This window comes from Actinomycetospora atypica, from assembly GCF_042653685.1.
Classification (GTDB): Bacteria; Actinomycetota; Actinomycetes; order Mycobacteriales; family Pseudonocardiaceae; genus Actinomycetospora; species Actinomycetospora atypica.
Genome location: NZ_JBHSIV010000027.1, coordinates 49,736 through 62,169, shown reverse-complemented (window position 1 = coordinate 62,169; position 12,434 = coordinate 49,736). Strand labels below are relative to the sequence as shown.

Here is a 12,434-nt window from a genome sequence, read left to right as displayed (position 1 = left end):
CCCATGGAGTTTGCGACCAGCCACGGCGATCCGACAACTTAGATGGTGTCATCAGTCGCGATCGGCGAACTCTCCAGCCGCGAGCGATGACGCATATTCATGAAATCGCTCGACCTCGCACCATGCTCGATCGCGTGGTGCGATGACATGACTCGCGTCAGCTCATCGGCACGTCATGACGCCATGTCTCCGCTAGATCGTCCGGCGCGCGAGGTGATCAGCCCAGCGTGGTCAGGTGGAGTCGGCTGCCCTCCCGCCAGAGGCGTTCGTAGGTGGCGGCGCCGAGTCGGCGGGCGGCCTCCTCGAGCACGGCCGGGGTCTCGGGACGGGTCGGCCACGCCATCGCCGCTCGCCGGTTCTGGGCGTGTGCGCCGGCGAGGAACCGGACGGTGGCCTCGTGGTCGCCCCGGCGAGCGTGCAGGCATCCGTACAGCTCCATGAGCTGGGGGGCCTCGCGGGCGCCGAGGGCGAGGTGGTCCTCGACGCACCGCCTGCACCAGACCAGCGCGCTCTCGACGTCGTCGAGGGCGAGGCAGGCGCGGACGGCGTCGGAGGCGGACATCCAGGAGACGTAGTGGTTGTCCGCCTCCTGCGCGGCCGCGTGGAGCGCGGCGGCCGCGGCGAGCTGGTCGTCGTGGGGGAGGGGACGGGCCTTGAGGGTCGCCGCGCGCGCCAGCAGGATGCTGTTCGGGTCGCCGGTCCGGTCGGCGATGTCGTCCGCGCCGTCAGCGAGCAGTGCCAGGAGCTCCCGGTCGCCGGTGTGTACGGCGGGCGAGGTCAGGCCCCCGAACTCGTCGCCGAGGTAGAGCAGGTCGGCACCTTCGGCGTGCTTCGCTGCCTCGCTCAATGCCTCGAGGTGGGGACGGGCGAGCGGCGCGTTCCCGGCGAGCAGGTGCAGGGCGGCGAGGGCGGACTGCAGGATCGCGTCGTCGACCGGCCGGGCGAGTTCGCGGTGGCGGATCGCGAGCCCGATCCACCGGCCGCCCTCGAGCAGCATCCCGCGGTAGTACCAGTACATGCCCAGGCCCGCGGCCAGTGCGGGTCCGCCCCAGGAGGGGCGGTCGATCAGGGTGTGGTGCAGGGTCGCCCGCAGCGCCGGGAGGTCGTCGTCCATGGCGTCCTGGAACTCGGCGTCGCCCGGCAGGCCCATGCGGGGCCGGTTCACCACCGTGTCCACGACGAACGCGTCGCGGCGGTCGGCGACGCGAGCGGTCCCGGCGTCGTCGAGGGCGTGGGCGCCGTGTCCGCGCACGACGGCCAGCTGGGCGAACCGTGAGGCCCCTCCTGGCCGCACCGGGTGCTCGGTCGTCAGTAGGGAGCGGTGCACCAGGCCGGCGACGAGGGCGTGGGGCGCACCGTCGTCGACGAGTGCACCGGCCATCGCCGCGGTCATCGGGCCCGGGACCGCGGACATCGCCGCGTGCAGGTCCTGCTCGTCGGGGGCGAGCAGGCGGACGCTCCGCTCGACCGCAGCCCGCACGGTCAGGCCCCCGCCGCGACCCACCCGGGACAGCCCGCTCGGATCGGTGCGGACCTGCTCGGCGATCTCGGCCAGGCTGAACGCCCTGCCGCGAGCCGCGGCGAGCTCGATCGCCAGGGGCAGGCCGTCGAGCGCGGCGCAGATCGCGGCGGCGGTGGCGAGGTCCTCGGCGCCGAGGCGGCGCTCCGGGGCGGCCGCGGCGTAGCGCTCCAGGAACAGCTCCATCGCAGGCGAGCTCGAGGCCCCGAGCGGGAGCGGTGCGAGGTGGACGACGTCCTCGCCGTCGACCTCCAGCGGCTCCCGACTGGTGGCGAGGATCGTGAGGTCGCTGTCGGGCACCAGGAGCTGCTCGACGAGTTCGGCGGCGGGGTCGAGCACGTGCTCGCAGTTGTCGAGCACGAGCAGCATGCGCCGGCTGCGGGTGAACCCGACCAGGGCGTCCTCCGTGCTCCCGCCCGAGCCCGCCAGCCCCAGGGTCGAGGCGACCGCGGCGGCGACCTGCTCGGCGTCGAGCGCGGACGTGAGGTCGACGAACCAGACTCCGCCGCCGAACCCGGTGATGAGCCGCTCGGCGGTGGCCACGGCCAGCGTCGTCTTGCCGCACCCGGCGCCTCCGACCAGGGTGACCAGGGGGCTCGTGGGTAGGCGCCGCATGAGGTCGGCCACCTCGGCGTCGCGCCCGATCAGGCGGGCACGGCGCCGCGGCAGGTGGGCTTCGGGGGGCGCGGCGGCCGGTGCCACCGCGGGATCCGACCCGACGACGGCCGGGGCCGCGACGCGGGTCCTCGTCCCGGTGGCGTCGCCGGAGAGCAGGAGCTGGTGCAGCCTGACCAGCTCCGCTCCCGGCTCGACGCCGAGCTCGTCGCGGAAGAGGCGGTCGACCCGGCGGTAGGTACCCAGGGCGACCTCGAGCCGACCCGCCCGCGCGGCGGCGAGCATGTACTGCTCCCACGGCCGTTCCCGGAGCGGGTCGGTGGCCAGCACGGGCTCGAGCTCGACGAGGGCGTTCTCGGGGTGCCCGTCGGCGAGCAGCGCGTCGACGAGGGTCTCGGTGAGCTGGCGGCCGAGTTCCTCGAGCCGGGCCACCGTGGCGGTCGCCCACGGTTCGTCGCTCCAGGGTGAGAACGGTCGGCCCCGCCACCGTGTCCTCGCCTGCTCGCACTCGGCCAGGGCCGTCCGTGGGTTCCCCGCCGCCAGGGACTCGCCGGCTCGGGCGACCCCGCGGGCGAACAGGGCCGAGTCGATCTGCTCGCCGTCGACGGCGAGCCGGTACCCGCCGGCGTCCGAGACCAGCACCGTGAACGCCTCACCGCGCGCGTGACCGGGCTCGAGGAAGCGCCGCAGCCGGTAGAGGTGCGACTCGAGGGTCGACACCGACCGCGCCGTGCTCCGCTCGCCCCACAGCGCCTCGACCAGGGCGGTGACGTCGACCCGACGACCGGCGTCGACGAGCAGGCGGGCCAGGAGGCGGCGCAGGACCGCGCCGCCGGGGACCCGCACGTCGTCGTCCTCGACCTCGATCGAGCCCAGGTCGCGGAACCGGAGCAGCAGGTCGTGGTCGGCGACGGACAACACGGACCCCTTCCCGGCTCCCGGGCGTCCATCCTGCCGTCAGGGGCAGGGAGGGTCCAGGGCTCAGGCCGGGACGTGCTCGTCGAGCCAGTCGAGGATCCGCTCCCCGCGCAGCCCCGGGGCGAGGGGCTCGCAGTGCCCGTTCGCGCCCTCCGCCGTCGTGAACGGCATGAGGGTGACCGGGCAGGTCAGGGCGTCGGCGAGCCGGGCGGACTGGCCCGGCCAGAACTGCTCGTCGTCGGGATCGGTGATCAGCACCGGGCAGCGGATCGCCGCGAGGTCCTCGGCGGAGAGCGCGTACTCGCGGGCCGCGACGTAGAAGTCGTAGTACGACGTGACGCCGTAGGGCCGCATCCGCCAGCCGAGCATCGTCCGCAGGCCGGGTGAGAGCTTCAGCCCCCAGCCCATCTCCTTGTCGAACTTCTCCCGGTCGCCGGCGTCGAGGACCTTGTGCAGGAAGCCGGGCAGCTGGGACGTCATCGCGGCCGACACGTCGACGACGCCCGGGTCGGCCACGGCCGCCGCGACCCGGTGCTCGTGCGCGACGGCGCGGGGCACCCAGTACCCGCCCTGGCTCAGCCCCATCACCGCGATCCGGTCCGCGTCGACGTCCGGGCGGGTCACCACGTGGTCGAGCAGCGGGGTGAGGACGGCCTCCCAGTCCGGCCGGAAGGGCAGGCCCTGACGGACGAGGGCGGCATTCTGCCCCGGCCCGTCGACGGTGACCACGGTCCAGCCGCGCGCGAGCGCGTCCGCGGCACAGCGGGTCCACGCCCCGACCACGGAGCCGTCGCTGCCGTTGACGAACACCAGAGTGCGTCGTGCCGTCGCGCCCGGGGTGGCGAAGACGTACCCGGGCAGGGTCGTGTCCTCGTAGGGCACCGCGATCCGCTCGATCACGGTCTCACCGATCCCGCTCGTCAGGTCCGCGAACCGGTCGAAGGCGTCCCGGTGCCGCTCCCAGATCGAGGTGAACGCGGCGGTCGTGTCGGCGGAGTCGGTGGCGCGGGCGTAGTAGCTCGAGGCGCGCAGCCACCGGGCGGCGGCCGAGCGGTGGTGCCCGCCGTCCTCGGCCTCCCGGGCCAGTGCCGCGAGCCGGTCGCCGGTGGCGGACCACTCGCTGACCCAGGCCCGGGCGTCGCCGTTCGGGATCCGGGCGATCGTCGCCAGGACCTCCCCGACGTCGGAGGCGCGGTGGTAGGCGTCGCCGAGGGCGCCCTCCACCGCGAACTGGAAGCCGTCGTCCTTGAAGAAGGGGTGCATGCGGCCCACCGTGGGCCGCCCGACTCCAACGTGGTTCCAAGCCGGCGCGCTCATGCCGGTAACCAGCTGCCGTGCAGCCCGAGCGGTACCCGCACCGGCAGCCCGACCGTGGCGACCGGCCCGCCGGCGGGGTCAGCGGCCGGGAGCACGAACAGGCTGCTCTCCCCGCTGCTGAACCGGGTGCCCAGGACCAGCCACCACCCGGTGTCCGGGCCCTCCCCGCGCGGGTCGGGAGCGAACACGGCCTCCCCGAGGGCGAGGTCGTCCGGGGTCCAGTGCGTGACGTCGTCGGTGCGGGTGTCGTACCAGGCCAGGGCGTCCCAGCACCCCGGGTGCGGCAGCGCCCGGCCCGAGCGGGTGACCGAGGCGGACACGGCGTGGGGCGAGCCGAGCAGCCGGTCGTCGATGCGCGGGAACTCGGCCGGGAGGTCGTCGACCAGGGTCCGGCGGGTGACCCGGCCGGTGACCGGGTCCAGGACCGCCCGCGCGAGCCGCGGCTGCACCGGAGGGCCCGGCGAGAGCTCAGCCGGACGCGCCCATTCGACGTAGTCGAGGACCACCCGGTCGCCCTGGTCGTGGGCGTTGACGGTGTGCCAGAGCCAGAACGCCTCGTCCGTGCACCACCGGACTCGGCTGCCGTCGCGGGACACCAGGGCGATCCGGGTGCCGTCGTCGGGCAGCCACGACAGCAGGCTTCCGCCGGTCGTCGCGGCCGCGACGTCGAAGTACAGCGGGGCGACGACCAGCACCACGTACCGGGGTGTGATCGCCATGTCGTGGATCATGCTCGGCCGCTCGATCCCCGGGACCGGCCTCGGCGGGGTGCCCGTGCCGTCGGGGCGGATCGTGGTCCAGGTCAGGTAGGGCGGCTCGAACGTGTAGGAGAACGCGAGCATCTCCCCGGTGCGCGGATCGGTCTTCGGGTGGGCACAGATCCCGGCGGGCAGGGCGTCGCCGAAGGTCTCCTGGTCGAGGGTCTCGAGCTGGGGGCCCATCCGGTACGGAGGGTCGCACTCGGCGAGGGCCAGCAGCCGGCCGTGGTGGCGGACGACGTTGACGTCCGGGAGCTGGCGCCGCGTCCCCGCCAGCTCCGGGCCGACCTCGTCGGCCCCGGGCCGCCAGGCGTTCAGGCCGCCGGGCCAGATGGCGTGACCGGCCTCCTCCTCGGCCCGCACCATCGGGGTGCGGACGAAACGGTTGTCGTAGCGTGCCCGGCCCTCGGCCAGCATCACCCGATGCAGCATCCCGTCCCCGTCGATCGGGAACACGTAGGAACCGAGCGGGGAGAAGCGCGGGTTGGGTCCGTTGCGGACGTACGCCCCGTCGAGGTCGGCGGGCAGCTCGCCCACCACGGGCAGGTCGGCGACGTCGACCTCGGCGACGACCGGGGCGAACGGGCCGGTCAGATGGGGCCCCGGAACCACCGGGGCCGGGGCGGTGCGGGCGCCCGTCATCGCGCGACCCGCGCCTCGTGGCGGGCGGGGGCGTCGGCCTGCCCGACGACGCGGCGGGTGTAGCGCACGGTGAGGACCACCAGCAGCCCAGGGATGATCCAGTTCAGGACGAGGTCACCGGGCCGCGCGGCCAGGTACCCGCCGTACTCGGCGCCACCGACCGCGAGCGCACCCGCGACCAGGTGCCCGAGGCCCATGACCGCGACCGTGCCCGCCCAGGCCGCGCTGATCCTCCGGTTGACGGCGTGGAACCGCGGCGAGTCCCAGTACTCCCGCGGGACCGAGGCCCGCGCGTACTGCTCGGTGAACGGGCGCGTCAGCACGCTGATCCCGAGGACGGCGGCGAGCACGAGCGCGGCGGCGCCGCGGCCGTAGAACGCCAGGAACGTGTCCGAGGTCGGCGACACGAGGGCCCAGGCCGCGGTGGCGGCGAAGGTGACGACCGCGGTGACCTCGAGCAGCTTCGCGCCTTCGCCCCGGTTGACCGAGCGCACCACGAACACCAGGGCCACCGCGAGCGCGAGCAGGGCGGCCATCCCGACCGCACCGGGACCGACCCGGGTCGCGACCATGCTGAAGACCACCCAGGGCAGGAAGCCCATCAGAATCTGCTTGACCGACATGACGTCGTCCTCTCCGTGTCCCGGCCACCCCCGTCGGGCGGCCGATGACGACACGGTCGAGGACGCGTTTCCAAGGCCGTTCCAAACATCTGATCGCGTAGCTCGCAGGGCCGCTCCACCGACGGGTGGGCGAGGCGTCCGCGTGGTCGTGGGCTCGGTCGTGGTCGGCACCTCGAGGGTCGTCAGGGCACGCGGGTGAGGTCGATCCAGCTCTGCCCGTCGAAGTGCACGGTGTTGCGGGCGAGGTAGGGCGGCACGGGGAGGTCGAACTGCGGGTAGCCCTCGCCGGGGTCCTTCCGGACGAGGTCGGTGCGGCTGGCGAGGTCGAGGCGCAGGACCTCCCCGGCGCGCAGGAGCACCGGTCCGGGGGTGAGGCTGAACCGCAGGACGACGGGTTCGTGCGGGGTGAGGGGTTCGCGGGCCCCGGGGTCGATCGCGATCTCGACGGCGGTGCTGCGCGGGGTGTCCTCCCGTCGGCACACGGGCCGCATCGCGCCCAGGGAGAGCTGGTGGGCGGCGCCCGTGGTGTCGATCCGGCTGAGCCGGGCGAGGACGAAGGAGTCGATCTCGGTGCTGCTGACGGTGAGCCGGGCGGTGACCGCTCCGGCGAACCGGAGGTCCTCGGTGACCGGGAGCTCGAAGGACAGGACCTGGTTGGCCAGTTCGTCGAGCCCGCCCGGCATCGGCACGCCGAGGGGTACGGCCGCCCAGGAGTTCGACCCGGCGGCGGAGGTCTCCTCGGTGAGCCGGTGCGTCACGTGGTCGGCGCCGGCGGAGCCCAGGTACAGCCGCCGGGCCTGGCCCTCGGGCGGGGGGAACGCGTCGGCGCTGGCGTACTCGGCGGCGCCGTCGACCCAGTAGCGGACCCGGGGCAGGTCGTCGTAGCCGGTGTCGGTGCCGCGCAGGACGTGGTCGAAGAAGGCGAGGGCCTCGCCCTGCCAGGCGAAGACGGGCAGGTCGTACTCGGCACGGCCGAGGATCATCCACTTGTTCTCGGGGGGCGTGGCGGCGTTGTCGAAGAGGTCGTAGGTGCCGTACTGGTGGAAGTTGAAGTAGCCGAGGTTCTGCACCACGACGAACGGCACGTCGATCTCGCCGAGCACGCCGGTGGAGCCCTCCGGGATCGTGGAGGACTCCCGGGTCTTCTCGTCGAACGTCCAGCGCGCGAAGATCTCTCGTGCCCAGGTGCTCGGTGTCGCGGCCATGAACCGTCGGAACATGGTGCCGACGTTGCGGTGGACGAGTCTCTCGAGCAGTGGGTGCAGGGGGCCGTTGGTGAGCCGGCTGATCAGGGCCCGCCGGTTCGGCGACATGCGTCCGGCGTCGCGGGCGTCGGTGAAGTTCGCGCCGAGCCACAGGGCGAGGAAGAAGGAGTTCGGCACGCCCGCGAACTGCTGGAGCTGGCGGACGAAGTCAGTGCAGATCTCGTTGGCGAAGAACGCCTTGAGAGCCGGCGGCTTGCGGGCGGCGACCTGGGGCTGGGTCATGCCGTAGTAGGAGGTCCCGAAGAGCACGACCTCGCCGGTGCACCAGGGCTGCTCGGCGGCCCACGCGATGACGGCCTCGTGGTCGTCGACGTCCTGCTCGGCGAAGAACATCCCGGGCTCGCCACCGGAGCGGCCCGTCCCGCGGCGCTCGACGATGACGGGGCAGTAACCGCGGTCGGTGAACACCGGCGGGGACCCGATCTCGTTCGAGCCCGTCGGGATCCCCGCGGTGAGCCACTCGGTGCTGTAGGCGGCGAAGGACACCACGGCCGGGTACCGGCCCGGTGTCGCTGGGGTGTACACGTCGGCGTTGAGCGTGACCCCGCCGCTGACGGGCACGCGCTGCCCGGCGAGGGTCCGGCTGCCCAGGCCCTCCACCGCGACCGCACGCGGGGTCCAGCCCGCGTACTGCGGACCGGCGGTCGAGCGCCGCAGGGGAATCTGCAGGGTCATGAGGTGTCCTTCCGAGCGAGCCGGTCGAGCAGGGTGCGGAGCAGGTGTTCAGCGACGCCGGTGAGGTCGGTGGCGTCGCTGCCGCGGGCCAGCGCGAGCACGGCGAGGCCCGTGGAGGTGGCCTGGAGCAGGGCGACAGCGGCCTGATCGGCGTCCGCGCCCGCGGCGGTGAGCATGCGGGCGCCGACGGGGCCGACCCCGGCGGCCAGTCCACCGAACGCCTCGCGCACCGCCTCGTTGCGGTCGGCCGCCTGGGTCAGGGCGAGCAGGACCCGCGTCTGCTCGGGTGAGGTCAGGACACGGGCCAGGGCGGTGATCTGCTCGTCGAGGCCGTCGGCGGCGTCCTGGACCTCGCGGAGCAGAGCGACCCGCCGGCGGACCGCCTCCTCGGCGACGGCCACCAGGAGGTCGTCGCGCGTCGGGAAGTAGTAGGTGAGGTGGCTCTGGCGCAGCCCGACCCGGGCGGCCACGCGAGGCTGGGTGAAGCCGGCCGGACCGGTCTCGCCGATGACCTCGAGGGCGGCGTCCACGATGGCAGCGCGTCTGTCGGGCACGAGTGGTGCTCACACCGTCGCGGGGACGTCGCGCAGGGTGCCGGTGGGGGAGCGGTACGGCAGCCGCGCGAGCCGGGAGGTGGGAGTCAGGCCCACCGGCCCGGCCTCGATCACCAGGACGTCGTCCATGACTCGTCGCACTCCTCGATGGTTGTCTGGTAGACCAACCAAGTAGGGACCGACGTCGGGACGGCGTCAAGGTGCACTTCGCGCCGTGTCCGAGCGTGTACTCCCCGGTCCCCGGTCCCCGACCCCGCGCAGCGGTGAAACGGTGCCGAGAAGAGCACACGGGACAGCCCGCTCGGCGGGGCATTACACCGGCGGCCTTCTCTTCGCTCGCGCCCCGTCGGGCCGAATAGCCGGCATGGGTGGCGGAGTTCGGCTTCTTACCCGTTATCGGACAAGGCGGAAGAAGCCACGGATCTGCTCGACGAGCGAGGTGGGTTGCTCGAGGGCTGCGAAGTGGCCGCCGTGGGGCATCTCGGCGTACCAGCGCAGGTCGGTGAAGCGCTGTTCGGCCTCGCGGCGCGACGGACGGACGATGTCGCGGGGGTAGACCGACAGTCCGGACGGGGCGGTGACCGGGACGCGGGAGGCGGCGAAGCTCTCCCAGTACAGGCGCGCCGACGACGTGGCGGAGGCGGTGAACCAGTAGACGGAGATCTCGTCGAGGATCGTCTGCCGGGACACGGCGGTCTCGTGGTCGCCGTCGTGGTCGGTCCAGGCCCGGTACTTCTCGGCGATCCATGCAGCTTGGCCGGCGGGGGAGTCGGTGAGGCCGTAGCCGAGGGTCTGCGGTCGGGTCATCTGGATCCCGGAGTAGCCGCGCCCGGTGCGGGCGTGCTCGCTGGCAGCGTCGAGGGCGGCCTGTTCGGTGGGGGTGGGGTCGTCGAAGGTGCCGAGCGGAACCCTCCCCATGTTCAGGTGCACCCCGGCGACCCGCTCGGGCGCGACCTCGCCCAGGGTGGCGGTCACCTCCGAGCCCCAGTCGCCGCCCTGCGCGCCGTACCGGTCGTAGCCCAGCGACACCATCAACGTGTCCCAGGCGCGGGCGATCCGGGGGACGCCCCAGCCCGTCGTCGTGGGCTTGTCGGACCAGCCGTAACCGGGCAGGGAGGGCGCGACGACGTGGAAGGCGTCCGCCGGGTCGCCGCCGTAGGCGCGGGGGTCGGTTAAGGGACCGAGGACGTGGAGGAACTCCAGCACCGAGCCGGGCCAGCCGTGGGTGAGGACCAGCGGGAACGCGTCGGGCTCCGGGGAGCGGACGTGCAGGAAGTGGATACCGAGCCCGTCGACGCTGTCGCGGTACTGGGGGAAGGCGTTGACGCGGTCGGCGAACCCGAAGTCGTAGTCCTCGGCCCAGCTGCGGCACAGCTCCCGGGCGTAGGTCAGCGGGACGCCCTGTGACCAGTCGTCGACCGTCTCCGGTTCGGGCCACCGGGTCCGCCGGAGCCTTCCGCGCAGGTCGGCGATCTCGGCGTCGGTGACTCTGACGACGAACGGCTCGGCCATCGATGGACGTCCTTCCTAGAGTGCACGGCGGTCGATCGAGCCGGCTGCGGCACCCGTCGGTCGATGCGGGCCTGCTGCGCGAGCCGGGCCATCTCCAGGGCTACCCGGCAGGCGGGACGGGCTCTGACCAGGCTATGCCGTGATCTCGGTTTCTGGTCCGTCTCTGCCCGCCAGGAGGCGTCGATCTTCGCTCGTGCTCACCGGGCGTTGTCGGGCCGGGGTCGTTCAAGGCCGGAGGGCCTCGTTCTCCGGGCGATCAGCGAGGATGGCGCGCAATTGCTTGGCTGCGGTCACCGAGCACGGCCAGCCGGCGTAGAAGGCCAGATGGGTGATGAGTTCGGTGAGCTCGTCGGCGGTGACGCCATTGTCGAGGGCCAGCCCGAGGTGCAGGTTCAGCTCGTCGGCGCGGTAGAGCGCGACGAGTGCGGCCACGGTGACGAGGCTGCGGTCGCGCTTGCTCAGGCCGGGACGTTCCCAGACGTCGGCATAGAGCACGTCGTCGGTGAGCTCGGCGAGCTTGGGGGTGATGTCGCCGATGCTGCGACGCCCGGGTCCGGGCTCTTGGGCGCTCATGCGTTCATCCAGGGTCCGACACCGGCGATGCGGCGCACGGTCGTGGTGATCACGTAGCCGGGCGGCGGCCCCGGTGGCATGGGGTAGTCGAAGTCCGGGGCGATGTAGACCTTGCCCAGACGTCCGACCAGCTCTGCGGCGCCACCCTCGCTGATCTCGGCGTCTCCGTAGACGACGAGGTTCGGGTGCATCCCGTTGGGCAGTGGCGTCGGGCCGGCGAACGACAGGGCGATCCGTGGATCCCGGAGAAGGTTGGTGATCTTGCGATAGCGGCCGAAGTGCCCGGTGATGATGCGGTCGCCGTCCAGGCCCGCCCAGACGGTGCTCACCTGGGGTGAGCCGTCGGGGTTCAGGGTCGTCATGTGGGCGAGGGCTGTCCCGCTGAGGATCAGGTCTCGGGCCGAGGGGGGAAGCACGAGAGCAGTGTCGGCCGTTGTTCTGTTCGGCACGAGCGGTCGTCGGGACAGGGAGTGGAAGGATCGCGCCATGGGGCAGCATCGGATCGCGGTCCTGGTTCGGGATGGCGTTCTGGCCATGGAGCTGGGAGTCGTGCATCGCGTGTTCGGCGAGGCCCGCGGCGCCGAGGGCCGACCGTTCTACGAGGTGACGACGTGTGCTCTCGAGCCGGGTCCGGTCCGCACGGACGGGGACTTCTGCCTGGGGATCGAGCACGGACCGGAACTGCTCGGCGAGGTGTCCACGGTCATCGTGGCCTCGACCGATCGCGACGCGGTGAGTGTCTCGGACGCCGAACAGAGCGCGATGACGGCCGCACTGCGCCGCGTCCGGCCTGGCACGCGCGTGGCCTCGATCTGCACCGCCGCTTTTCTCGTGGCCGCGGCCGGGTTGCTCGACGGCCGGGAGGCCACCACTCATTGGGCTCGGGTGGCGGCGTTCCGCGAGCGGTTCCCCGCAGTGCGGGTGCGCCCGGAGGTGCTCTACACCGTCGATGGCGACGTTCTCACCTCGGCCGGGGTCGCCTCCGTGGCGGACATGTGCCTGCACATGGTGCGAAGCGACCACGGCGCGACGGTGGGCGGTGTCGTGGCTCGTCGCGTGGTGATGCCGCCGCACCGCCAGGCCGGGGAGGCCCAGCTCATCGAGCGTCCCGTGATGGAGGACGGCGTCGCGGGGACGGCTCGCGCGCGGAGCTGGGCGCTCGAGCATCTCGATCACCCGCTCAGCCTGCGTGATCTGGCCGACCGGGAGGGGATCAGCACCCGCACCCTGTCGCGCCGCTTCCGGGAGGAGACCGGGAACTCGCCCGGGCAGTGGCTGCTCGCCCGCCGCCTCGAGCGGGCACGCGAGCTGCTCGAGACGACCGAGCTGGGCGTCGATGCGGTCGCCGCCCGATGCGGCTTCGGAAGTGCGGCGGCCATGCGACTGCACATGCGCGCGGTGATGCAGGTGTCACCATCGGCCTATCGGCGCAACTTCCACGGCTGAGGACGGCGGCCGGACGT

At 73.0% G+C, this 12,434-nt stretch carries 10 protein-coding genes; 1 reads left to right on the top strand and 9 read right to left on the bottom strand.

Annotated features, from left to right (window positions below):
* Positions 1 to 217: 217 nt before the first annotated feature.
* The 9 genes from ACFPBZ_RS21715 to ACFPBZ_RS21675 form a co-directional block, all read right to left on the bottom strand.
* Complete coding sequence (locus ACFPBZ_RS21715; RefSeq protein WP_378038199.1) at positions 218 to 3,055, bottom strand: AfsR/SARP family transcriptional regulator; 2,838 nt, start codon at positions 3,053 to 3,055, stop codon at positions 218 to 220.
* 60 nt (positions 3,056 to 3,115) lie between these two features.
* Positions 3,116 to 4,315, bottom strand: coding sequence for an alpha/beta hydrolase family protein (locus tag ACFPBZ_RS21710; RefSeq protein WP_378038198.1), 1,200 nt, complete (start codon positions 4,313 to 4,315; stop codon positions 3,116 to 3,118).
* 50 nt (positions 4,316 to 4,365) lie between these two features.
* Entirely contained in the window at positions 4,366 to 5,769 is a 1,404-nt protein-coding gene (locus ACFPBZ_RS21705; RefSeq protein ID WP_378038197.1) for a carotenoid oxygenase family protein, read from the bottom strand.
* Positions 5,766 to 6,392: a hypothetical protein gene (locus tag ACFPBZ_RS21700; RefSeq protein WP_378038196.1), complete on the bottom strand. Its 627-nt coding sequence runs from the start codon at positions 6,390 to 6,392 to the stop codon at positions 5,766 to 5,768. Before ACFPBZ_RS21700 ends, ACFPBZ_RS21705 begins: the two co-directional genes overlap by 4 nt.
* A 182-nt stretch (positions 6,393 to 6,574) precedes the next feature.
* Positions 6,575 to 8,332, bottom strand: a complete 1,758-nt coding sequence (locus tag ACFPBZ_RS21695) for a CocE/NonD family hydrolase (protein ID WP_378038195.1) — start codon at positions 8,330 to 8,332, stop codon at positions 6,575 to 6,577.
* Positions 8,329 to 8,862: a TetR/AcrR family transcriptional regulator gene (locus ACFPBZ_RS21690; protein WP_378038194.1), complete on the bottom strand. Its 534-nt coding sequence runs from the start codon at positions 8,860 to 8,862 to the stop codon at positions 8,329 to 8,331. Before ACFPBZ_RS21690 ends, ACFPBZ_RS21695 begins: the two co-directional genes overlap by 4 nt.
* 417 nt (positions 8,863 to 9,279) lie before the next feature.
* Positions 9,280 to 10,398 (bottom strand): epoxide hydrolase family protein, encoded by a 1,119-nt coding sequence (locus tag ACFPBZ_RS21685; protein ID WP_378038193.1) that lies wholly within the window; start codon positions 10,396 to 10,398, stop codon positions 9,280 to 9,282.
* Positions 10,399 to 10,623: 225 nt separating this feature from the next.
* Positions 10,624 to 10,971 carry a carboxymuconolactone decarboxylase family protein gene (locus ACFPBZ_RS21680; RefSeq protein WP_378038192.1) on the bottom strand — a complete coding sequence of 116 codons (348 nt, stop codon included), beginning with the start codon at positions 10,969 to 10,971 and terminating at the stop codon, positions 10,624 to 10,626.
* The gene (locus ACFPBZ_RS21675; protein WP_378038191.1) at positions 10,968 to 11,459 is read right to left on the bottom strand and encodes a pyridoxamine 5'-phosphate oxidase family protein; all 492 of its coding nucleotides are present in this window, start codon (positions 11,457 to 11,459) and stop codon (positions 10,968 to 10,970) included. The genes ACFPBZ_RS21680 and ACFPBZ_RS21675 overlap by 4 nt, the downstream gene beginning before the upstream one ends.
* Here ACFPBZ_RS21675 and ACFPBZ_RS21670 point away from each other — a divergent pair.
* Entirely contained in the window at positions 11,458 to 12,417 is a 960-nt protein-coding gene (locus tag ACFPBZ_RS21670; RefSeq protein ID WP_378038190.1) for a GlxA family transcriptional regulator, read from the top strand. The genes ACFPBZ_RS21675 and ACFPBZ_RS21670 overlap by 2 nt on opposite strands.
* The last annotated feature ends 17 nt before the right edge of the window (positions 12,418 to 12,434 follow it).

Bases quoted from the DNA above. Each gene is read 5' to 3' on its own strand.
- ACFPBZ_RS21680 (WP_378038192.1), bottom strand. From the start codon at position 10,971: ATGAGCGCCCAAGAGCCCGGACCCGGGCGTCGCAGCATCGGCGACATC.
- ACFPBZ_RS21710 (WP_378038198.1), bottom strand. From the start codon at position 4,315: ATGCACCCCTTCTTCAAGGACGACGGCTTCCAGTTCGCGGTGGAGGGC.
- ACFPBZ_RS21705 (WP_378038197.1), bottom strand. From the start codon at position 5,769: ATGACGGGCGCCCGCACCGCCCCGGCCCCGGTGGTTCCGGGGCCCCAT.
- ACFPBZ_RS21695 (WP_378038195.1), bottom strand. From the start codon at position 8,332: ATGACCCTGCAGATTCCCCTGCGGCGCTCGACCGCCGGTCCGCAGTAC.
- ACFPBZ_RS21700 (WP_378038196.1), bottom strand. From the start codon at position 6,392: ATGTCGGTCAAGCAGATTCTGATGGGCTTCCTGCCCTGGGTGGTCTTC.
- ACFPBZ_RS21685 (WP_378038193.1), bottom strand. From the start codon at position 10,398: ATGGCCGAGCCGTTCGTCGTCAGAGTCACCGACGCCGAGATCGCCGAC.
- ACFPBZ_RS21670 (WP_378038190.1), top strand. From the start codon at position 11,458: ATGGGGCAGCATCGGATCGCGGTCCTGGTTCGGGATGGCGTTCTGGCC.
- ACFPBZ_RS21675 (WP_378038191.1), bottom strand. From the start codon at position 11,459: ATGGCGCGATCCTTCCACTCCCTGTCCCGACGACCGCTCGTGCCGAAC.